Source organism: Pedobacter sp. Leaf176 (assembly GCF_001424305.1).
GTDB lineage: Bacteria > Bacteroidota > Bacteroidia > Sphingobacteriales > Sphingobacteriaceae > Pedobacter.
This window is the reverse complement of the sequence record NZ_LMPD01000001.1, coordinates 19,118-42,204: the sequence shown is the minus strand read 5'-3', so window position 1 is coordinate 42,204 and position 23,087 is coordinate 19,118. Positions and strand designations below refer to the sequence as shown.

The window sequence follows — 23,087 nt, the reverse complement described above, 5'->3', positions numbered from 1 at the left end:
CATTTGCCTGTTCTGTAGCCAACATCGATATCAATTTAAATATTTCTGCTGAGTTTATGACCACCCGGAACGCTTTTTGCAAATTTAACGTGCTAAATCCGAACAGTCAGGTATGATTTTGGGCGCAAACATTAATTTCCCTAAAGCGTTATAAATCATAAATAGCATGAATATGTCAATCCAGATCCCATCAGATGGCGGTACAGTTTATACGGAAACAAATCTTAATCATTTATTCCCCGAACCACTAAATACGATTACGAGTTGCTTTTTTCTGGCCATCGCGATATACTGGACATATAAACTTTGGGGCAACTTCAAACAACACACATTTTTATCAATCGCATTAATTTTATTGTATATCGGTGGCATTGGCGGAACGACCTATCATGGTTTAAGGCGCTGGACCGTGTTTATCATGATGGATTGGGTACCGATAATGTTGCTTTGTCTGTCCGCAGGAACCTACTTCCTGGCTAAAATTACCAAGTGGTATTTCGCAGTTTCTATTGTCATTGTTTATGCGTTTTTCCAGGCTTTTTTGAGAAAGCAGTTTACTGGTGCCGATTTCCAAATCTTTATAAACATCAATTATGCATTCATGGCAGCTATAGTCCTGTTCCCTGTTCTTGGGTACCTTATTAAAACGGCATGGAAAAACGGCAAATGGGTTGGTTTTGCTTTGCTTGCTTTTACATTTGCATTAACTTTTCGTATAATGGATAAATGGGGAATGTTAAGTATAGGAACGCATTTTTTGTGGCATACATTCGGTGCTATCGCTTCCTTTTGCATGCTGAAATACATTTACCTGGTCAATGAAAACGAATTAAACCATTAAACCCATTAAACAATCAACGTAACTCCGTTCGGGTTCTATATTAACGGCGTTTTTTTTGCCCGCCAATTGCGTATTCAATTCCACCGTATAGGTGTCTTAGAAACATATTGTCTACCCAGGCTTCGTTGGTGTGCCCCATCGAAGTGTAAAAAGACCTTCCCCCCTCAAAGTTGTGGTACCAGCTAAAAGGGTGGAAATTGCCGTTTTTGCCGCCTTTGTATGATGATTCATCAATAGTGATCAGCACCTTTATGTCTGGATTGATGTCTTTAAAATTATATAGCTCATCTCTGTGCATCCAGACAGAATCGGTCATGAATTTTGTGGAAGGATGCTTTTTATCTTTGATAACGAATCGCGCAGTCTGCTGTTCCGGGTGACTCAAAAAGTAAGCACCAGCAAGTTTTCCGTACCAGGGCCAGCCATACTCTGTATCTGTTGCTGCATGAACACCTACGTATCCACCGCCGCCTCGAATGTACTTTTCGAATGCAGCTTGTTGTGCATCATTCAAAACATCTCCTGTAGTGCTTAAAAAAAGTATTGCTGCATACTTTTTTAGATTGGCTTCCGTAAATAATTCTGCATTTTCCGTTGTGTCAACTAAAAAATGATGTGCTAATCCTAATTTCTGAATGGCTGTTTTTCCCGCTTCAATAGATGCATGTCGAAAGCCCTTGGTTTTGGAGAAGACCAAAATACTGGGATCTTTCTTTGCAAAAGCATGGCTTTGAAATAAAATGACACTAGCAATTAGCAGGCAAATGGAGAACAGCTTTTTCATAATAATGGTTAGCGTATAAATTTAATCTTAAGTACTAAATTAAGAAAGTTGTTGGATAATTTCTCTACATCTTTCTTCAACTTGTTTGCAAACAGGCCCAAATAGTGCATTATCCCAATATGGGTCTGTAACTTCATCGTTATCTAAAAATAACATTACCTTTTTGCGCTCTTTATGAGTTTTTGCAAGTGCCTGTACGTCATTGAGATTATTCCTGTCCATTACGAATATCAAATCATATTCGGCAAACATATTATGCCTGAACTGCTGCGCTCGCTGGGTGCTGATATCAAAACCATTTGCCTTTGCTGCGGCAATACTTCTATTGTCGGGTGCTTTACCAATATGCCAATTTCCTGTACCAGCAGATGCAACTTCCCAGTTAAGTTTTTTTTCATTTGCCAAATGGCGCATAATACCTTCCGCGAGTGGCGAACGGCAGATATTACCCAGGCAAACCATTAAAATTTTCAAATATAGTGTTGTATTATAATTATGAAACAAGCCCATAAATCGAGCCAGATGTAATTAGCCTGTAAGTTATGAGATTTTAATTATCGGTCCAAATCGAGTCAGGAGCTAATAATTCCTAATTTTACCTGCGAATGCGTGTGGGATGAGAAATACCGGATGTTCATTGCCGAAAGATTTAGATCAACAATTCAGAATATAGGCTTACCAGCTATTGTTTCGGGTTGTAAATATAAGTAACGGTATAACTCACATTATTTTGTTCAAATGTATATTTATTGGTGATGCTGTTGCCACTTAAAATATACTTACTGGGCTGCGCTCCACCATCATTCAAGGTAATTTCGTTTCCATTACGGGTATACTTTGCATTTCGGAAAGAAATCATATCGCAAAGTGGACCATTAGAGCTGAAAGCATAAGAACCATCTTTAGAAAATGAAAGCGTATAATTACTGTTTAAACAGCCTGAGGGGCCCGACATCGTTTTAAAATTCGTTTCAGGTTTTCCATTAATGACCATCGCCGGACTAATCGTAGCAGTAGACAACAACCACTCATATTGAGTAATGTCTTCCGGGTTAATGGATTTCTTTTTACAACCGAATGCAGTAAAGAGTACTAAAATAAGGAACAATTTTTTCATAGTGTTTTGGTTTTTAACCCTAAAACGTGATGAGATGAATTAACGCTACATTTATAAAAACAAGAGGCTGTATCAAAGGTAAAATCTAGCAGTGAAGGACCAGAATGTTATTTCGTTTCCCGTCATTCTCGCGCAGGCGGGAACCACGATTGCTCAGCGAAGCTAATTTTAAAGCATTCCACAATAGCATTAAGATTCCCCATTTAATTGGGAATGACGGGGGTATCAAAATATATTTGCTTTTGAGCCACCGTCAATCTTTATGATACAGCCTCAAATTACATAAGCTTTTAGCTACCCGTAAATATCGTTCAGCATCTTAGCAAGGCGAACACCACCTTTCAGCAGTTGCTGATTTAGTGTTTCCACCCAATCAAAGTTGTACCGGTAGCTTAACTTAGAATCGGGCTTGGTATAATCATAAATTTTTCCGCACACCAGGTAAGATTCGTAAATGCAATCCTTCAGGCTGGTGTTCCGCCAGTTGTATAGTTGAACAGCTGATGGATGATTAATTGCTTTTGCGAATTCCGTATAACTTAATTGCTGGTATTCAATTAACTGTTCGTCCCATACCCGGTGTAAATTTGATTTCTCATTAAACCATACAACAGAAACCCTGTTTCCACCTAAATCCTCTTTATGCGCTACGTGCATGGGTTGGGATAAATCGCCGGCCATATGTATAAGCATACGAAGCGCTAATTTTTTCTCTTCAACAGTGCTGTTTGATTTTTTTAGAACGGCTGTTAAATCGATAATCTTGTTATAAAGGTTTGGCGCTTGCTCACTTTCAAGGATGTTATAAATTCCCTTTTTATCTAAGCCGCCAGGAAGGTTTACGAAGTGCCAGTTATACATGTAATTGTATGCAGAATCTGATTTTATAAAATCGCCCCAGTTTGCCGACATGGCAAGGCTTTCGTTGCCCAAAATGGCTTGGATGGCCTTACGGGTTTTTGCATTTAAATAGCTATCCGCAATTTGGCCAACCACACGGTGGCCAATCATGCCCCACGCGTTTGCCTGCATAGGCAAATAGGCTAACAAACCTATTGCTGAAATCATTGCCAGTTTATTCTTCAGTGTTCTCAATATCATTTTATAATTCTTTTTGTACGCAGGTAACTTTTTCTTTTAGTGATAATGTTATTTCGCGGCGGTCGCTCAGACTTTCCAAAACCAATGTATCCGAAGACTTTTTCTTAATCAGGAAGTTCTTATCGTAACGGCCGATGCGGTAACAGCCCGAAATTTTTTGTTTGTAATTGGCATGCGTAAAAGTAGCACCGACAAATAAGGTATCTCCTTTTACAGCGTAAACGCCTTTCGCAAATTCTTTCCAAATACCGTTATTGTAACATGAATCTTCATAAAGGTTCAGTTTGCTGTAGGTCACCAAATCGATGTAAATGGAGTCGCAGGTAATTTTGAAGTGATGTTGGGTGTAATTGCTTAATTTATCGCTGAACGCAACGGAGTCCTGATTCCAGATACCCTGCATGAAAGCCTCCCCTTTGCCCTGAATATTTGGACGGGGGGAACAAGCACTTAAAAAAAGTAAAAGGTAGAATGCGAAAGGTAAAAGGTAAAGGTGTTTAAGCCTTAAGTTCAGCTTTAATTTTTCTAAACTACCTGATATTCTTTTAGGTATTGTCATTTTTCGCAGGACGATTATTTTTTCTTTAAAACTTACGATTCTAAATGCAAACTGTAAATCAAATCGTAAGTTTAATATTATTAAAACAGGGATTATTTCAAACTGCCAACCATGTCTTCTGGCCGAACCCATTCATCAAATTGTTCGTTGGTTAAGAGTCCTAACTCAACAGCTGCAGCCTTTAACGTTTTATTTTCTTTATGCGCTTTTTTTGCAATTTTAGCTGCATTCTCATAGCCTACATGAGGATTTAACGCCGTAACCAACATTAGTGAATTTTGTAAGTGTTTTTCGATTTCCGGTAAGTTTGCAGTTATTCCTGCCGCGCATTTCACAGTGAAAGAAACGCAAGCATCACCGATCAAACGAGCGGATTGTAATACGTTGGCTGCGATTAAAGGTTTGAAAACGTTCAGTTCAAAATGACCTGACATACCGCCGACGGAAACAGCAACGTCATTACCGATAACCTGGGCACAAACCATAGTTAATGCTTCCGGTTGGGTTGGATTCACTTTTCCTGGCATAATTGAAGAACCTGGCTCGTTATCAGGAATGACAATTTCCCCAATGCCACAACGCGGCCCGGAACTCAACATACGAACATCATTTGCTATTTTCATTAAGGCAACTGCTGTACGTTTTAAAGCACCGGAAAGTTCCACCATTGCATCATGCGCAGCTAAAGCCTCAAATTTGTTTGGAGCCGTAACAAAAGGCAAGCCGGTTAAATCGGCAATTTTCTGAGCCACTAAAACATCGTAACCTTTAGGCGTATTTAAACCAGTCCCTACTGCCGTACCCCCTAAAGCCAGTTCAGCAACCATAACCAAAGCGTTCTTAATTGCTCTGATGCTGTTATCAATTTGCTGAACGTAGCCAGAAAACTCCTGTCCAAGTGTTAGCGGCGTTGCATCCATGAAATGCGTACGGCCCGTTTTAACGATTGCACTAAATTCTTCAACTTTTACGGCCAAAGCATTACGCAGTTGCTCCAAACCAGGAATGGTATTCTCTACTGTTAATTTATAGGCTGCAATGTGCATCGCAGTTGGGTAAGTATCGTTTGATGATTGCGATTTATTCACATCGTCATTTGGGTGGAGCACTTTTTTATCGTCAGCCAATGCGCCGCCATTAATTACATGAGCACGGTTTGCAATTACTTCGTTTCCATTCATGTTACTTTGCGTGCCAGATCCGGTTTGCCAGATAACCAATGGGAACTGATCGTCTAAATCGCCGGCAATAATTTCATCACAAGCTTTGGCAATCAACGCTGCTTTCTCGGCAGAAAGTACGCCAAGCTCAGTATTGGCCAATGCCGCAGCTTTTTTCAGATAGCCAAAGGCATGGATGATTTCTTTAGGCATTGAACCCTCAGGCCCGATTTTGAAGTTATTGCGTGAGCGTTCGGTTTGTGCACCCCAGTATTTGTCGGCAGGCACTTGCACCTCGCCCATGGTATCGTGTTCTATTCTGAAACTCATTATATTTTGATTTTTGTTGTGGCAAATTTAAGTTTTTTGCCTATAAAGCAAGGTATTATCTTCGATATTTAAAAGGTATGAATTGGAGGTATTTCTGATGACAAACCCATTTGGGTAGTCTTCCTTCCCGCGCAGGCGGGAATCTTAACTTCAGGCTTATCGCATTAAGATTCCGAATCAAGTTGGGAAGGACGACTCCTTGCAGTCTAATCAATGCCACTAAAATTCCGCTGTTATTTATATGGAATAAATTAGGCCTCAGAATGGCATATTTAGGATAGCGGCTTATTAATAAACTTGGTTTCTCTAGGAAAGCTTATTCCACAATCGCATTATTCTTCGCCATTTGTGCTTGGGTATGACCTGCTTTACTACCAAGCCTAAATTAAATTCTGTTCGTAACCATCCAAATACTAAGTTGATGGTTTCATTTACTATTTTAGGATTTTACAGGCCAATTTTTAAGCGGAGGTTTAAGGAAATATTTAATGTATGAAAAAGATAATTATATTTTTTACAGTTTACACCATAGCTATTTGTCAGGTGGTTGTTTCATGTGCACAAGGCATAACAAATGAAAAGTATATTGGAGGAAATTGGATTGATTTTTCAGTCGATGCGCCATCAAAAGAAGTCTTTAACCGTAATGTCTTTCCTAATCAGCCTAATGTGATGTTTAATTATATTCCGAGTTCTAAAAAAATAGCTTTTTCTACCTACTTCTTAAAAACAGATACTTTAAGCTTATATAGATACACCATAATTCTAGATCATGCACCAATCAAACTTAACCAAAGTTTTGAGGGGCTTAATGTGTATGAGGATAAATTTAATCCACAGTTTAATAATGTAAATCTAGGAACCTATAATATTACAAATAAGAGTCTTACTATCCTCCTTTATAAAACTAGCCAACCAGAAAAGATTTTCAAAAGTATTTACTTTGCGAAGATTATCCAACCTGCTAAAATCAGTTCTATCACAAAAGGGGTCGTCTTCGATGATGGAGGAAGTGGAATAGCTGCAGACCCAGATAATGTAAAAGATATTCTGCTATCAAATAAGACCAGAGCTTTAAATATTGTAATAGACAAAACAGATATTGATTTCTTGTATCGCTTAATGATTGCGGACCCAATTTCAGGCAAGATTATTTTTACCTCCACCTCATGGAATTATGATAATAGCCATTATAATGTTGTTGCGGATGACTATTTACCTTACGTATCTATTGATAAAGGGGTTTTCAAAAAATCGGGAGATTATGAGGTTATTATACAGCCCTTGATTGAGGGTGGTACGTCCAAAGCAGCAATAGAAAAATATGTAACCAGACACACTATTTCTATAACCTTAGACGAAGAAAACTTCACCAAAAAAGAACTTTTCACTTATATCGGCTATTCGGGTGCGCTGTTGGGGATAATTTTTGGTTTAATTGGGGTCTACATTAAGCGAAAGAACAAAAAGAAACTTCTAGCTGAGCAACAACAGAAAGAAATTTCAAAATCAAAGCTGGAAGTGGTGAGGTCACAACTAAATCCGCATTTTTTATTTAATGCACTTGCTGGTATTCAAAATCTGATGAACAAAAGTGAAATCGATAATGCCAATCGTTACCTCAGTAAGTTCGCCCGCTTAACACGAAATGTATTAGATAGCAAAGAACTCGTCAGTTTAACCGAAGAAAAAACGTTGCTGGATGATTACCTCCAAATGGAGCAATTGAGGTTCGGTTTTAAATATCAGTTGAATGCCTCCGCGGATTTAGATATAGAAAACATAGAAATACCTGCGATGCTTTTGCAACCTTTTGTAGAAAACGCCATTAAGCATGGCATTGCTGAAAAAGGGAATAAGGGCGAAATTACCATTTGCTTTGAAAAGCAAACATCAGATTTAGTGTTAAAAATAAGCGACAATGGCAAAGGTTTCAATGCAACTCAAAAGTATAATGGCTTAGGCTTGGCACTTAGTAAAAACCGGATATCTTTACTGAACACGATTTATAAAAATACACCTTTCGTTTTAGACATTCAGTCCGACATAAATGGAACGGTGGTTACAATTACTTTAACACAATGGTTATAAAATGAGGACGATTTTAGTAGATGATGAGCAGGCAAATTTAGAAAACCTGCAGGTTTTGCTGGGAAAGAATTGTCCTGAAGTTAAAGTTGTAGCCGTTTCCGGCAACATTGATGATGCCTTCGAACAAGTAAACCTGCACCACCCGGATTTAATTTTTCTTGATATACAGATGGGAAAACACACGGGTTTCGATTTGCTGAAAAAACTAAGTGAGAAAACTTTTGAAGTTATATTTGTAACCGCTTACGATAACTACGGAATACAGGCCGTAAAGTTTGCTGCCTTGGATTACCTGCTTAAACCAGTTGACCCTGACGAATTAATTTTATCGGTTTCGAAAGCTGAAGCGAGAATTGCGAATAAAATTAATGGAGAACAACTCAACTTTTTGCTTAATCAAATCAAACGAACTGAACCCGCCGTTCCTAAAATTGCACTGCCCCAACAACACGAAATCCGCTATGTTTCAGTTGATGATATTGTTCGCTGCGTTGCCGATAATACCTACACTTTTTTCCATTTATCAAATAGTGAGCAGATCCTAATATCTAAGCCATTAAAAGAATATGCGGATTTATTAAAACCGCAAGGATTTGTTCGTGCACATCAAAGTCATTTGGTCAATCCGAAGTTTGTAAAAAGCTGGTTAAAAGAAGATGGTGGTATGTTGTTAATGAATAACGGAGATAAAATCCCGGTATCAAAACCGAACAGGGAAATGGTTAAAGCTGTGTTGGGAAAATAAAACAAACCTTACAGGTTTTGGAAACCTGTAAGGTTTAAACCCGGCATTTTTGTACTTTTGCGGCTATGTCAGTAATTAAACCCTCATTAGCAAAAGGTACGCGCGATTTTACGCCTGTTGAAATGGTGAAACGCAACTTTATATACGATACCATTAAAACAGTATTCAGGAAATATGGTTACGCAGAAATTCAAACGCCAAGCTTTGAAAACCTTTCTACCTTAACCGGAAAGTATGGCGACGAAGGCGATAAACTGATTTTCAAAATTCTGAATAGCGGGGAATACCTCAAAGATCCTAAAAAGAAATCTTTTGACTTTGCAGAAGAAGAAAACAGCAATAAACTCATTCCATTAATTTCTGAAAAAGCACTTCGTTACGATTTGACCGTTCCTTTTGCCCGTTACGTAGTGATGCATCAACATGAAATCACTTTACCTTTTAAACGTTTCCAGGTTCAGCCGGTATGGCGCGCCGATAGGCCTCAAAAGGGCCGGTACCGCGAATTTTACCAGTGTGATGTCGATGTTGTGGGTTCAGAAAGTTTATTAAACGAGGCAGAGTTTATCCTGATTTATAACGAAGCTTTAGCTAAACTGGGGCTGAAAGATTTCAGCATTAAAATTAATAATAGAAAAATTCTATCTGGTATCGCAGAGATTATAGATAAACCTGATTTAATTATTGACATGACTGTCGCCATTGACAAGCTGGATAAAATAGGTCTGGATGGCGTAAGTAAAGAATTATTGGAGCGGGGTTTTACAGCAGACGATTTAGATAAAATTCGTCCGGTTATTTTACTGGAGGGAACAAATGAAGAAAAACTGGCAAGCCTGAAAGAAGTTTTAGCTACTTCTGAGATCGGCTTAAAAGGTATTGCCGAAATTGAACAGGTTTTTGCTTATGTAGAAAGCCTGATCGCTTATGCGCTGCCATTAACGGCAAAACTGGAACTGGATGTTACCTTAGCGCGTGGTTTAAACTATTATACAGGTTGTATCTTCGAGGTTAAAACGAACGAGGTTGCAATGGGCAGTATTGGTGGCGGCGGTCGTTACGACGACTTAACCGGCATGTTCGGCCTGAAAGACCTGACAGGTGTTGGTGTGTCTTTCGGCGCTGATAGAATTTATGATGTACTGGAAGAGTTAAACCTTTTTCCTGCATCCTCAGAAATCGGCACAAAGGTTTTAATCAGTAATTTCGATGCAGAGGCAGAGCAATATGCATTGCCAATTCTGCAACAATTCAGGAATGCAGGTATTTCGGCTGAGATTTACCCATCATCCGCAAAGCTGAAAAAACAAATGGCTTATGCCGATGCCAAGAATATTCCTTATGTTATCTTGATCGGTGGAGATGAAATTGCAAGCGGCGAGCTGACATTAAAGGATATGCAAAGCGGCGAGCAGAAAAAACTGACTGTTCTAGGTATCATGGATTTATTGAAGTAAGGTTTTCGGTTTTAACCACGGAGCTCACTGAGGGTACAGAGCAATACAGCGTTGTTTACCATAAAAAAAACTTAAGCCTTTTATAGCCTCGCAAATAGCGGTAGCTTAACTTTGTGTACTCTGTGGTAAAACTAAGCAACAACCTTAGCTATAAGGTTTTCGATTTTAAACACGGAGTTCACTGAGTTTTCACAGAGGACAGGAAACTTGCAAATAATAGCATAGCTTTGTGTTCTTTGCGCCTTTCTTTGTGTACTTTGTGGTAAAACTAAGCACCCAGCTTTACGGCTAATCCTATTTCCCTATCCTCAATAAAACCGGGAAGTGCACATCTTTAACCGCATCATTTCCCCATGCTTCTTTCAATTCTGTCAATAGATATTCAAGCGGGTTTCTGTCGTTGGCTTTTTTATAATGCTGCAAGGCAGACCAAGTGTTAAGATAGCCTATCATCTGGTTAAAATTCCATGAAGTTTTAATTTGAAAATGTGGCGCAATAATCTCTTCAAACGGAAAGGGAATCGTTTTATAACCCTCTTCAATATACCTGCGCTCGCTATCCCAATATTTCCCAAGCATATTTTCGTACAATTTATAAATTACCCTATCCACACGCTTGTCGATAGACATTAAGCCATAGCCGATTACGGCTAAAACTCCGCCGGGTTTCAACGTACGCTTTACCTCTGAATAGAAAGCGTCAAAATTAAACCAGTGAATGGCTTGTGCTACAGTAATTAAATCAAAACTGTCGTCAGCAATACTAGCCTTGTCGGAAGATTCCACGTTATAAGTTACATTAGGTAATTTCAATGCCTGCTGGAGCTGTTTCTCACTCATGTCTGTGGCATAAACCTTTTGGAATTTCTGGGCCAGTATCGTGGCCACCTGACCATTGCCGGTTGCACAATCCCAGGCCCAATCGTTGCTTCTAACCAATGTATAAAGGTAGTCGTACAGTTCCTTCGGATAGGTTGGCCTGTACAGTACATATTCTGCTGCCTGCAAAGAAAAATTATCTTTCATTATTTGAATTTGGCTATATCAATGATTCCGAATTAACACTCAGTGTAAACAGTGCTGGCTCATCTAAAGTTTTCCATCGGAATTGTAGTTATGTACACTGTAAAATCAATATTACTGTTTAAATATATATAATCAAATAGTAATTGCTACTTTTGGCAGATTGAAAAAGCACAGGCAAAATATTAACCGTCTTTTCTCAGCAGTAATGCTGATGGTTTTTACTATTGCTTTAACACCCTGGAATTTATTACATCAACATCAGCCTGTCGCGGCTGTTACCAAAGAAGTTAACTGCAAACACTTAAGCCACGTTCAGGCGCATACTGAAAACTGTTTAATCTGTAATGCAGGCTTTGAAAAAAATTACGTTCAAACGCATCAGCTTTATAAAATATTCCTTTCCGCGAAAATCTTCAGTCAGGCAAACCCTGTACTTAAAAGTTTCTTCACAGAAATAAGGCGTACCAGTTTACGAGGGCCTCCTTTAGCCTGATTTTTCTTTTCAAACACTTAAGAGTGTTAATCAATTATTACATAGATAGTAAAGCATGGCGGCTATTTTGCGCTATTTGCTGGCTATCTCACACCATCAATACACATAACATGAAAATATCAAAGCTTATAGGATCTCTTATTCTATATATTTCCTTGGTTACGCCGGTTTTTGCAAACGTATTAAAAGACATAAAAGGTAACGTTACAGATGCTTCGACCAAACAAGCCTTGCCAGGGGCAACCATATTTATCCCGGATTTAAAGGTTACTGCACAAACCAATGGTGACGGCGAATTCACATTAAACAACCTGCCCTCGAGAGGAACTTATTTAGTTGAAGTTCATTTTATTGGTTATAAAACCGCAACACAGAATGTGAATTTTGCAACTGCCGGCGCTTTGGAATTTTCCCTTCAACCTACCGCCATTGAAACTAAGGAAGTCGTAATTACAGGAAGTTTAATCAGTAGTACCAGTAAACGAAACAGTGCTTCAGCTGCGGTTTTAGGAAAGGATCAGTTACTACAGCCGTCAACAAATTTAATCGACGCGTTGACAAAAATCCCCGGGGTATCGCAAATTACAACAGGGCCATCGATTTCAAAACCGGTTATCAGGGGATTGGGTTATAACAGAATCGTAACCCTGGATGATGGAATTAAACAGCAGGGCCAGCAATGGGGTGATGAACATGGTATTGAAATTGACCAGTTTAAATCAGACCGGATTGAAGTTTTAAGAGGAGCTGCATCTCTAATGTATGGATCTGATGCATTGGGCGGTGTTATCAATTTATTGGAGCCCAGTTCTGCGCCTGAGGGACAAACCAGAGGCGAATTTATTAGCAATTACTCAACGAATAATGGCCTGACAGCAAACTCATTAATGTTAAATGGTAATGCAAATGGTTTTGTATGGAGAGCCCGTGGAACTTATAAAAATGCCTATTCGTTCAAAACACCAACTGGTTATTTTCCTAATTCGGGCTTCAACGAAACAGATTTAAGTGGTATGGTTGGCCTGAACAAAAGTTGGGGTTATACGCATTTAAATGTTTCCAGCTTCCGTAATAACATTGGTTTCTATGAACCTACCTTAGATGCTGCAGGCAATTTTGTTAAAGAAAATGGCGATCCTTTTTCAACATCAGATTTTAAAAGCAGAGATTTAAATTATCCCCGTCAGGATATCCGCCATTTTAAAATTGCTCTAAACAATAATTTCATCCTTGGTAATGGTAATCTAAAAGCAGATTTTGGTTATCAGCAAAACCAGCGTCGTGAGCTGGAAGACGGGCCGGATCCTTCTTTATTTTTCGATCTTAAAACGTACAATGCCGATTTAAAATATTACATCCATGAAACCGGTGATGGGTGGCAACCTGTAATTGGCTTAAGTGCTGATGCCGGTAGAAGTCAGAATAAAGGCATTGAGTTTTTAATCCCTGCTTACCATACCTACGGTGTAGGTGTATTTGCTTACGCAAAGAAAAACTGGGATGCAAATACCTTCAGTCTGGGTGCCCGTTATGACTACCGTAAAAATACAGGGAAGCAACTGCTGGTAGATGGAGAGGAGCAATTTCCCGCGTTTGAAAACAAGTTTTCGAATGTAAGCGGTGCTTTAGGTTTTACCCATCAGTTTAACGAAGAATGGAACTTCAAGGCGAATGCAGGTTCTGCATTTCGCGCACCAAACCCGGCAGAACTTGGTTCAAACGGAGTGCATGAGGGTACTTTTCGCTATGAGATAGGTAATCCGAATTTAAGCCCTGAACGCAGCTACCAGGTTGACGCGGCTTTAGAATATGAGGGTAAAATTGTAAGTGCAAGTGCAAGTATTTATAATAACTACGTTCACAATTTTATTTATGCTTCAAATAATGGTGAAACCATTACCGCTGAAGGAGACGAATACCCGGTTTACCGATATGGCCAGGTCAACGCAAATCTGTATGGCGCAGAGGCAAGTTTAACCATCCATCCGGTTCCATTTATTCATTTCGAAAATACCTTCGGTTACGTACATGCGCAAAACAATACCCTTGGCAGACCCTTAGCTTTTATCCCCGCAGGAACACTGAGAAATGAATTGCGTTTTGAACCAAAGTTAAAAGGCACAAATGATGCATATTTATCAGTTGGGATAAATTCTGCCTTTAAACAGAATCGTGTCGATGCTGTTTTTGAAACGCCAACAAGTGGCTATACTTTGTTAAATGCAGGAATTGGCGCCACGTTCAATTTAGGGAAACAGCCGGTTAAATTATCCGTTTCTGCAAATAATCTGTTAAATCAAAGATATTATGATGCTTTGAGTAGGTATAAGCCTGGTCGTTTTGATTATGAAAATCCGAATTTAGGTGTTTACAATGCTGGAAGAAACCTCACTTTCGGACTGTATATGCCTTTTACGTTAGCGAAGTAATACCCGAATGAAAGGATTCCTTCGTCGGCTGAAAAGCCTTCTAGCAATGACGAAATGAATAAAAAGCCACAGATTTACAGATTAATCAATATTTTAATCTGTAAATCTGTGGCTAAATATGGAACTACTTTTTAAAAGTTTCTCTCTTGGCCCTTACGTATTGATTTGGCCATTCCGTATCATCACCTAGAATCTGGGCAGCATGTGTGGGGAAATAAGCATCCCTTAAAGATTCCCTGGCAATAAATATAAGGTCAGCCTTGCCCTCTTCTAAAATTGCTTCTGCCTGATTGGCATCTACAATTACCCCAACAGCGCCGGTGTAAATGCCTATTTCATTCCTGATTTTGTCGGCAAAGGGAACCTGGTAATTTGGTCCCGCCGGGATTTTTGCATCGGGAACATTTCCGCCTGATGAGGTATCAATTAAATCTACACCTCTATCTTTTAACACCGCAGCCAGTTGAACCGAATCTTCTTCATTCCATCCCCCTTCAGTCCAGTCTGTGGCAGAAATGCGAACAAACACGGGCATGTTTTCCGGCCAAACCGATTGAACGGCTTCCACCACATCGATGGTTAATCGAATCCTGTTCTCGAAACTTCCACCATAAAGATCGGTACGTTTATTACTCAAGGGGCTGAAAAACTCGTGCAATAAATAACCATGAGCAGCGTGAATTTCAACTACTTTATAACCCGCATCTAAAGCTCTTTTGGCTGCAGCACGGAAAGCAAAAACTACATCCTGAATTTCTTTGATGCTTAATTCGTGGGGTGTTACCTGGCCTTTTTTAAATGGAATAGGCGAAGGCCCGACGGGTAACCAGCTGTTTTCTCCTTCTGCAATTTGTTCACCACCATGCCAGGGTAATTCGCAACTTGCCTTTCTGCCGGCATGGGCTAACTGAATACCTGCAATCGCTCCATTACTATGGATGAAAGAAACAATTTGTTTCAGTTTCTCCACGTGTTCATCTTTCCAGATGCCCAGGTCGGCATAGGTAATTCTTCCTTCGGGAAGAACGGCTGAAGCTTCCTGTATAATTAATCCGGCGCCGCCAACAGCTCTACTTCCTAAATGGACCAGATGCCAGTCGTTAGCAAAGCCGTCAACGGCGGAATACTGGCACATCGGGGAAATAACAATTCTATTTTTTAAGGTAATATCCTTTAATTTTAAAGGGGAAAATAATTTAGACATATGTTTTTTTTAACCAAAAAGGGCATAAAGAAATAAACAGAGTACACAAAGAATTTCGATCATGAAACGTTTGCATAGTCTGGATTATTTTAAAAGCCTGCGTTTTTTAATTCTGTATTGATAAACTGGATTTCTTCACTATTTAATTTAACATCAACGGCCTTGGCATTTTGAATCGACTGTTCTTCATTCCTTGCTCCAACTAAAGCAATTGTAATACCCGGGCGTTCTATTGTCCATCGCAAAACCAGTTGCGACAAAGATGCATTTTTTTCATCCGCCAAAGGCTTGATCTTCGCTAAAAATGCATTTGTTTTATCTATGTTTTCAGGAAGGAAAAATTTGTTCCCTTTACGATGATCGCCCTCTTCAAATTTATAACCGGCTGTCATTTTTCCGGTTAATAAACCCCGTTCCATAGGGCTGTACGCTAGAATAGATTTATTGTTTTCAATACAGTGTGGTACAGTTTCATCTTCAACACCACGATTAACCATACTAAAAGGAATCTGGTTCGAAACCATATTTAAAGTTTTATCAGCTTCTTTCAACTGTTCGGCGTTGTAATTGCAAACACCGGCATAACGCACTTTGCCCTGCTCAATTAAACGTGCAACCGCTTCGAAAGTCTCGCTTATTGGCGTCGTTACATCAGGCCAGTGAATCTGATATAAATCGATATAATCTGTTCCTAAACGCTTCAATGATTGCTCACATTCGTAGATTACGCTGTCTTTACCTGCGTATTTATAAATGTTGATGTCCTTACCATCATTGTTTTTAGATTTCATTGCCAGCTCACCTTTATCTAAATCCCAGCGCATTCCGAACTTGGTTACAATCTGCAGCTTATCTCTTGAAATTCCTTTGATTGCATCACCCACAATTTCTTCGCTATCGCCCTGACCATAAATCGGAGCCGTATCAATCGAAGTTACACCTAAATCATAACCCGCTTTTATTGCGTTAATCGCATCATTTCTATCCGTACTACCCCACATCCAGCCACCGGCAGCCCATGCCCCGAAAGTGATTACTGAAAGTTCTAAATCTGAATTTCCAATTCTTCTGTATTCCATAATTATTTTTTTAATTTATTATCAATCGCATAAATATTTAATGGTAAATAAGCCAACAAAAAGGCTAGAAACGCCACGTGAATGAGTTGCGATACCAAAGCTTCCCAATTTTCTATCATTGTTGTTCCAAATATCAGGGCTAAAGAAACTGCTCCTGCCAATAGTAAACTTTGTCTGGTAAACAATCCGATCAGAATGAGTAGTCCCGAAGCAAACTCCAAAACAGGCAAAGCATAACTAAAAGGCAAAACCAGAAAATCCGGCAAAGCCGACTTTGAAAATTGCCCCATCATCCAATTACTAAAACCGGCTAGTTTGGGTAAGCGTACTAATCCATGTCCAAAGAAACTTAATCCGATTGCTAATCGACCGAGTAAGTAAGCCCAATTTCTATCCATAAAATCCTGTTGTTATATAAATACAATTGGCAAGTTAAGGATGTTTTAATGCAATAGTTATTGGACTGATATTTTACCTTTTCATGGCCCTTTGGCAAAGCGCGAGGAGCGGAGCACGTAGGGCGTATGACTGAAAACGCCTTACGCGCTCCTCCTTACGTAAAACTTTTTTCAAAAATAATTTGGAGGATATAGAAATAGTACATACTTTAGTGTATTATTTAACTAATACAGTAGATATGATAAAGATTGACAATTTGAATTTTGGTTACAACAAGCATAAGCCACTATTTAGAAATATGAGTATGCAGTTAAGCAACGGTCATATTTACGGTTTGCTTGGAAAAAACGGCGCGGGTAAATCAACGCTGTTAAAAAATCTTGCAGGCCTGGTTTATGCACAAAGTGGCACTTTAAACGTTATGGGTTACAATCCTGCAAAGCGTCAGCCGGCTCTGCTTGAGCAAATCTGTTTTATTCCGGAAGAATTTTATTTGCCTTCGGTTAAAATTGATTCTTATTTGAAAGCCAATGCCCCTTTTTATAAAAATTTTAACCATAGCTATTTCGCAGAGCTGCTGAAAGAATTCGACATCCCGGCCAGCAATAAACTGATTAACATGAGTTATGGCCAAAAGAAAAAATTTATTATTGCTTTTGGCCTGGCAACACAAGCTAAATTAGTTATTATGGATGAGCCAACCAATGGTTTAGACATCCCCTCAAAAGCACAGTTCAGAAAAATTATGGCTTCAGCAATGACGGAAGACAGATGCATTATTATATCAACGCACCAGGTAAGGGATTTAGATAATTTAATCGATACCGTTATTATGCTGGATGAAAACGATGTAGCATTGAAGGCATCTGTAGAAGAAATTACAGAGAAACTCACTTTTAAAAAGGTAAAAGAAATCGACGACAGCATCATTTATGCCGAGGCTTCTTTATCAGGCTATAACGCCGTGCTGCCAAATTACCATAATGAAGACAGCAAACTGGATATGGAACTTTTATTTAATGCCATTCTTGCAGAAAAAATCAAATTTAAACCTCTATTTAACTAAGCGATGAACAATACATTTAACATAAACAGGTTTGGCTTATTGCTTAAAAGACAATGGCTGGATTTTGGAAAGATATATTTAATAAGCCTTATGGCAATTATTGGAATTGTTATTGGCTTTTATGCCTGGAACGTGCCAGCTCCGTCGAGATATAATAACTACGATAGCGACGGAAATTTAGATATGCGCTTTAGATACGGCTTATTCCTAATCCTGGGTTTCATTTTTATAAGCGTAGTTGCAAGCAGCTATTTTGCCTTGATGGGTCAAAAATCGAGGGCAATTTTTGAGCTGATGACACCCGCCTCTACATTTGAAAAGTTCTTAGGTGCTGTTTTTTATACGGCTATCCTTAGCCTTGCCACATATTTAGTTTTGTTTTATCTCGTCGATCTGTCTTTTGTAAAATACATTAATGCACATCTTTCAGAATTTAAAGTGGGTGGCGCTAAAACTACATTTCCAAAAGCTGCCGAAAGCATTTCTGCCCAAATCGTAAATGAAGAAAACTATAGAAATTATTTTTTGCATTTAATTGCAATACCTTTTCTTGTTACCAGTATTTTTCTTCTGGGCTCTGTATATTTCAATAGGTTTCACTACATCAAAACAGCAATTTCGGTTATGATTTTCATTGGCGCAGCAAGCTACATCATTTACAAATCGGCAAGCCTATTAACGCGCAATATGGTTAGTGTTCACCATGGTGCTCACCAGAATAAAGAGGACTTAGCATTTCTACTGATTTTTCTGGTAACAACAGCCTTAACATTAATTTTCTGGGCGATAGCTTACGTGCGCCTGAAAGAGAAAGAGGTTTAATTTTTTAATTGGTATACATATGGAATTTAGAGATAATAAGGCAATATACCTTCAAATAGCAGATTATGTTTGCGAACATATTTTGCTAGGAAAATGGAAAGCCGACGAAAAAGTGCCTTCAGTTAGGGAACTGGCTGTAGAAATGGAAGTTAACCCCAACACTGTAATGCGCACATACGAATTATTGCAAAATAAAAATATCATTAATAATAAAAGAGGTATTGGCTTCTTTGTTGGTGAAAGTGCAACTGAAAATGTGAAGAGTTATAGAAAAGTGCAGTTTATTGATGATGAATTACCCGTGGTATTTAGAAACATCTACCTGCTGAACATTGGTTTTGATGAACTCAAAGCCAAATATGAATTGTTTGTTGAAGAAAATTTTAACGCTTAAAGACATGAAAACAAGTAATAAACTATTAATTGCACTGGCAGTTTCCCTGATAATAATTCCAATTATCGTTGTTGCCATAACGGTTAAAATGAACTATAGGGATGCAAAATCTTTTAGAGAAGAGAGTAAAACCATGAACCGCTTTGCTACACCAACTGAAGGCTTTAGTAGCCGTGAAATCGTTAACTCTTTTTCGGCAGTGAGCATAAACGATGCAAAGGGAATGTTTTTAAATATTCAACTAATTAAGGATTCCAAAGCTGGAATTAAGATTCAAGAGAAAGATAAAAATGCGATTTCATTTAATGTTGATGAAAATGGCACTTTGCAATTGAGCATTAAAGATATAGTCAAAGGAGCAAGTTCTTATGCTTCGCTGATTATTTATTCACCAAACTTTAAACAGTTGAGCATGGCAAAGGGACAAGGCTTATCATTGAGCACGACTGCCGATTCTTTACTGCTGAATACAACTTCAATGACTGAAGTTTCTATAGGCTCGGAATCAAAAATAAATAAAATAACGGCTATAGCTAATGATGTTGATAGGTTAAACTTCAGTAACAACCTCAACGTTGGATTCGTAAATTTAGAGCTTAAAAATTCAAATTTTGAATCGGAATGGGCTTCATACAAATCGTTAATAATTAATGCTGAGGGTAACTCAGATATTAACATCTCTGGCCAAAACGATAACAGTAAAAAATTTCAAATTGATAATCTTTACATCAAAACATCAGGAAAATCTGATTTGAAATTAGAAAACATTAAAGTAATTAAATCCTCAGGCAGTTTATCAGATTCAACATCTGTATCCATGTCTGCATCGATTTTAAAAACATTGTTTAATAAATAAGAACAGAGTTCTGTAAGCTTTAGATACCAGTATTGGTACCTAAAGCTTACTGATTTTTACATCGTCAGCTAGTATTCTGTTTGCATCATAAAACTTAGTTTCGTTAAGTGGTTGTATCTGGCGATTTGAGCAGTATCCTTAAATTCAGCGCTAGCTTGCCGTTAGCGATTCATATCCAAATCGGATATGTCTTACTTCCCTCAGGCATCGCGCTTCTGCCTTAATGCGATTGAATATTTAAAAAAAATTAAGTTCAAATCGAATTTATAATGGTCTGCTGTTCGCATATATGAAAAATAGGCATGGTTTTTAATCTATCTTGGTCAGCTCAATAGTCTTAATTATTATTAAATTAGGCCGATTAGCAAATTATATTGCCACAAATATTCGAACATGAAAAGTTTTTTACTTCTACTTGCCATCACAACAATATCTTTTACAGGCATCTATGCTCAAAAAATCGATACATTATCTATCAATCTGGAAAATGTGAAATATCCTTATCCGATAAAATATTTACCAATTTCTGTAGAAGGACAAGATATTAAAATGGCATATATGGATGTTGCGCCTACGGGTACCGCTAACGGCAAAACAGTAATGCTTTTTCATGGTAAAAACTTTGCCGGCTACTATTGGGGAAATGTAATTCGGGCTTTAGCGGGGAATGGTTTCAGGGTTATTGTTCCTGACCAGATTGGTTTTGGCCGTTCATCAAAACCGATAATCAATTATAGTTTTACACAACTTGCCCAATGGGATAAAAAGTTATTGGATACGCTTGGCATTCAAAAAATTTCTATTTTGGGACACAGTATGGGCGGAATGTTAGCAACACGCTTTGCACTCATGTTCCCGGACAGAATGGATAAACTTCTGTTAGAAAACCCAATTGGATTAGAAAACTATAAAACATTTGTCCCAACGTCTACTGTTGAGGAACAATACCAACGTGAGCTTAAAAACACACCCGAAAGTATACGTCAATATTATCGTAGCTATTTTACCTATTGGAAACCTGAATATGAAGCACTTGTCAATGTGGCAGCAGGTGTAATTTACAGTGCAGATTTCCCTAAATATGCAAAGGTTGCGGCTTTAACTTATAAAATGATTTATGATGAACCTGTAGTAGATGAATTTCCAAATTTAAAGGTGCCAACAATTTTATTTATTGGTAAAGAAGACAGGACAATAATTGGAAAAGCGCTGTTAAATGAAGACCAAAAAGTAATTTATGGCCAGTACAAATTTTTGGGTAAAAATACAGCAGTAAAAATAAAGGGCGCAAAAATTGTTGAATTTGAAGCTTGTGGCCACATCCCTCACATTGAAATACCTACTGAATTTTTGGTTGCTTTAACAGGCAGTTTATAGCTTAAATGTAAGCAGCACTAATTTACTTCTTTGCCTATAACATTGTTTATTCCTTCCATATCAAAATCAATGGCTTGATTGGCAACGTTCATTTTCCCGTACAACTCAATTCTGGTGTGACTGCTTAAAATCATGCCTGTTCTGATGTCAATTTGTGCATCGCCAATATTTATTCCTTTAAGATCGGTTTGCATTTCGTTCCCCATCGCCACAAAACTTCCTTTTGAAACCAGATTCCCTTTTACGCTAAGCGTTGCCAAATTATCTTTAACTTCTTTAAGTGTATACGTTGTCAATGCTTCAATTGGCATGGTAATTTGCATTTTTGTATTAACCACCCAGCTTTCACCAACCTTAATAGCCTTTTCAGGGAAAATTTTTAATGATGATTCCATGGTTTGTCTGATAACTTCTGCATTAAACTGTTTACTTAAAGATAATTTAAACTGCTTAAGCTGAGCAGTATCAGTTGTCATTTTTGCCGCCATGCTATCAATCATTTTTCCTACTCCAGAAACAGATTTAACGCTGCCGTTTGAACCCAATACCATACTGAAACTGGCGTTTTTCAGACCGGAAAACGGATTCGGTTTACCCGCCTCTTCTTTATCGGAATCGAGAATTAATTCATTGCCCATTCCAACAGATTTAATAGTTAATCTTTTGTAAGTAACCTTGACACTTTTTTCCACGCCTTTTACACCAACAATATCAAACAGGTAATCTGTTCCTACATTCTGAATATAGCTAAGTTCTTTTCCATCTACCTTCTGGTTAATTATCTGATCAGAATTAATGGTATAGCCATACTTTTTACCTATTGGATAATCCTGTTTCAACAAGTAAGTTTTCTGTGCAAAGGTACTTAGCGAGGACAGGCATAGAATAAATAGGGATATTTTAAATGCTTTCATTATTGGTTGTTAATTAATTTTGTGATTGAAATTGATTACAGCAATCTTCATTTTGTTCCTGTTATCCGGCGGGTTGCTGAGCAAAAATGTGACATAATTGCTGGTATAAATCAGGATGTTTTTCTTTAAGTAATTCAGGTTTTTCGAAAAAATATTCCGAAACGACAGCAAAAAATTCTGCCTCATTGGTAATCGCATAAGGGTTGATATCCGATTTATTATTTTCAATTCGTTTTATTTCCTCGTGCATCATTTTTATCCAGGGCAAAGTATATTCATGGCTCATCAAATTTTCCGGAACACCATCTGTTGCACCATCAGATTTATCTAAAAGATGTACAAACTCATGAATGGCTGTATTCTCTTTACCAGCACTTTTCGAAAACCCATGTCTTAACGCAGATCGGGATAAAATCATTTGCCCGTTCATATAGCCACTGCCTACCATGCCCATAATATTTCTTTCAGCTCCTTCAAATTGAAAGTCTTTATCAAAAGTATCCGGATAAAGCAAAACGCTCGTCAGATTTTTATATTGCCAGTCGCTAAATCCGAAAATCGGAATTACAGCGCTTGATGCAATCAACAACTCGTCCAGTGTAGTCATTTCAACGCCAACGCCTTCGATTTTTACGGCACTAAAAAATTCAGCAACTTTCTGTTCGAATTTTAATTTGTCAGTAGAGTCCAGATGATGGTAGTAGCCCACGTAGTCGTTTAGAATTTGCCTGTCGGTTTCTGTTAAAGGTTCAATTACAGGTTTCTTTTTCCGCAGGATAAAATATAGGGCGATAAGAAATATGGGAATTAAATAGGCAAAGGGCAAGGAGTTCATAAGGAGAT

Annotated in this window: 22 protein-coding genes; 10 read left to right on the top strand and 12 right to left on the bottom strand. The window is 38.2% G+C overall.

Annotated elements, in window-relative coordinates:
- Positions 1-172 precede the first annotated feature (172 nt).
- Positions 173-841 carry a hypothetical protein gene (locus ASF92_RS00200; protein ID WP_157263660.1) on the top strand — a complete coding sequence of 223 codons (669 nt, stop codon included), beginning with the start codon at positions 173-175 and terminating at the stop codon, positions 839-841.
- Positions 842-881: 40 nt separating this feature from the next.
- On the opposite strand, the gene ASF92_RS00195 is transcribed toward ASF92_RS00200, so the two are convergent.
- The 6 genes from ASF92_RS00195 to fumC all read right to left on the bottom strand — a co-directional run bounded on the left by ASF92_RS00195 (position 882) and on the right by fumC (position 5,892).
- On the bottom strand, positions 882-1,625 hold the full coding sequence (locus ASF92_RS00195) for a ThuA domain-containing protein (protein ID WP_056086101.1): 744 nt from the start codon (positions 1,623-1,625) through the stop codon (positions 882-884).
- Between the two features lie 39 nt (positions 1,626-1,664).
- The gene (locus tag ASF92_RS00190; protein WP_056088979.1) at positions 1,665-2,099 is read right to left on the bottom strand and encodes a low molecular weight protein-tyrosine-phosphatase; all 435 of its coding nucleotides are present in this window, start codon (positions 2,097-2,099) and stop codon (positions 1,665-1,667) included.
- Positions 2,100-2,307: 208 nt separating this feature from the next.
- The gene (locus ASF92_RS00185; RefSeq protein ID WP_056086098.1) at positions 2,308-2,742 is read right to left on the bottom strand and encodes a hypothetical protein; all 435 of its coding nucleotides are present in this window, start codon (positions 2,740-2,742) and stop codon (positions 2,308-2,310) included.
- 294 nt (positions 2,743-3,036) lie between these two features.
- On the bottom strand, positions 3,037-3,843 hold the full coding sequence (locus ASF92_RS00180; protein WP_056086095.1) for a S1/P1 nuclease: 807 nt from the start codon (positions 3,841-3,843) through the stop codon (positions 3,037-3,039).
- A 1-nt stretch (position 3,844) separates the two neighbouring features.
- Positions 3,845-4,402, bottom strand: coding sequence for a fumarate hydratase (locus ASF92_RS00175; protein WP_231729706.1), 558 nt, complete (start codon positions 4,400-4,402; stop codon positions 3,845-3,847).
- Between the two features lie 92 nt (positions 4,403-4,494).
- Positions 4,495-5,892 carry a class II fumarate hydratase gene (gene fumC / locus ASF92_RS00170; RefSeq protein ID WP_056086092.1) on the bottom strand — a complete coding sequence of 466 codons (1,398 nt, stop codon included), beginning with the start codon at positions 5,890-5,892 and terminating at the stop codon, positions 4,495-4,497.
- Positions 5,893-6,384: 492 nt separating this feature from the next.
- Here fumC and ASF92_RS00165 point away from each other — a divergent pair, with 492 nt between their 5' ends.
- The 3 genes from ASF92_RS00165 (at position 6,385) to hisS (ending at position 10,185) form a co-directional block, all read left to right on the top strand.
- On the top strand, positions 6,385-7,983 hold the full coding sequence (locus tag ASF92_RS00165) for a sensor histidine kinase (RefSeq protein ID WP_056086089.1): 1,599 nt from the start codon (positions 6,385-6,387) through the stop codon (positions 7,981-7,983).
- A gap of 1 nt (position 7,984) precedes the next feature.
- A complete protein-coding gene (locus tag ASF92_RS00160; RefSeq protein ID WP_056086085.1) occupies positions 7,985-8,728 on the top strand; it encodes a LytTR family DNA-binding domain-containing protein in 744 nt (247 codons plus the stop codon).
- A 65-nt stretch (positions 8,729-8,793) separates the two neighbouring features.
- Positions 8,794-10,185, top strand: a complete 1,392-nt coding sequence (hisS, locus tag ASF92_RS00155) for a histidine--tRNA ligase (protein ID WP_056086083.1) — start codon at positions 8,794-8,796, stop codon at positions 10,183-10,185.
- Between the two features lie 294 nt (positions 10,186-10,479).
- On the opposite strand, the gene ASF92_RS00150 is transcribed toward hisS, so the two are convergent.
- Positions 10,480-11,211, bottom strand: coding sequence for a class I SAM-dependent methyltransferase (locus ASF92_RS00150; RefSeq protein ID WP_056086079.1), 732 nt, complete (start codon positions 11,209-11,211; stop codon positions 10,480-10,482).
- Between the two features lie 603 nt (positions 11,212-11,814).
- On the opposite strand from ASF92_RS00150, the gene ASF92_RS00140 reads away from it, so the two are divergent.
- Positions 11,815-14,133, top strand: coding sequence for a TonB-dependent receptor (locus ASF92_RS00140; protein ID WP_056086071.1), 2,319 nt, complete (start codon positions 11,815-11,817; stop codon positions 14,131-14,133).
- Positions 14,134-14,257: 124 nt separating this feature from the next.
- Here ASF92_RS00140 and ASF92_RS00135 read toward each other — a convergent pair whose 3' ends face one another.
- The 3 genes from ASF92_RS00135 to ASF92_RS00125 all read right to left on the bottom strand — a co-directional run bounded on the left by ASF92_RS00135 (position 14,258) and on the right by ASF92_RS00125 (position 16,814).
- Positions 14,258-15,337 carry an NADH:flavin oxidoreductase/NADH oxidase gene (locus ASF92_RS00135; protein ID WP_056086069.1) on the bottom strand — a complete coding sequence of 360 codons (1,080 nt, stop codon included), beginning with the start codon at positions 15,335-15,337 and terminating at the stop codon, positions 14,258-14,260.
- Between the two features lie 89 nt (positions 15,338-15,426).
- Positions 15,427-16,416 carry an aldo/keto reductase gene (locus tag ASF92_RS00130; protein ID WP_056086067.1) on the bottom strand — a complete coding sequence of 330 codons (990 nt, stop codon included), beginning with the start codon at positions 16,414-16,416 and terminating at the stop codon, positions 15,427-15,429.
- Positions 16,417-16,418: 2 nt separating this feature from the next.
- Positions 16,419-16,814: a DoxX family protein gene (locus ASF92_RS00125; protein ID WP_056086064.1), complete on the bottom strand. Its 396-nt coding sequence runs from the start codon at positions 16,812-16,814 to the stop codon at positions 16,419-16,421.
- Positions 16,815-17,053: 239 nt separating this feature from the next.
- Here ASF92_RS00125 and ASF92_RS00120 point away from each other — a divergent pair, with 239 nt between their 5' ends.
- From ASF92_RS00120 to ASF92_RS00100, 5 genes are all read left to right on the top strand, one after another.
- Positions 17,054-17,881, top strand: coding sequence for an ATP-binding cassette domain-containing protein (locus tag ASF92_RS00120; protein WP_056086061.1), 828 nt, complete (start codon positions 17,054-17,056; stop codon positions 17,879-17,881).
- A 3-nt stretch (positions 17,882-17,884) separates the two neighbouring features.
- Entirely contained in the window at positions 17,885-18,703 is an 819-nt protein-coding gene (locus tag ASF92_RS00115; RefSeq protein WP_056086058.1) for a hypothetical protein, read from the top strand.
- A 19-nt stretch (positions 18,704-18,722) separates the two neighbouring features.
- Entirely contained in the window at positions 18,723-19,097 is a 375-nt protein-coding gene (locus ASF92_RS00110; protein ID WP_056086057.1) for a GntR family transcriptional regulator, read from the top strand.
- Positions 19,098-19,101: 4 nt separating this feature from the next.
- On the top strand, positions 19,102-19,953 hold the full coding sequence (locus tag ASF92_RS00105) for a hypothetical protein (protein WP_157263657.1): 852 nt from the start codon (positions 19,102-19,104) through the stop codon (positions 19,951-19,953).
- Between the two features lie 393 nt (positions 19,954-20,346).
- Positions 20,347-21,330 carry an alpha/beta fold hydrolase gene (locus ASF92_RS00100; RefSeq protein ID WP_056086051.1) on the top strand — a complete coding sequence of 328 codons (984 nt, stop codon included), beginning with the start codon at positions 20,347-20,349 and terminating at the stop codon, positions 21,328-21,330.
- 17 nt (positions 21,331-21,347) lie between these two features.
- Here ASF92_RS00100 and ASF92_RS00095 read toward each other — a convergent pair whose 3' ends face one another.
- Positions 21,348-22,244, bottom strand: coding sequence for a DUF6263 family protein (locus tag ASF92_RS00095; protein ID WP_157263654.1), 897 nt, complete (start codon positions 22,242-22,244; stop codon positions 21,348-21,350).
- Positions 22,245-22,305: 61 nt separating this feature from the next.
- On the bottom strand, positions 22,306-23,079 hold the full coding sequence (locus ASF92_RS00090) for a zinc-dependent peptidase (RefSeq protein WP_056086045.1): 774 nt from the start codon (positions 23,077-23,079) through the stop codon (positions 22,306-22,308).
- Positions 23,080-23,087 lie beyond the last annotated feature (8 nt).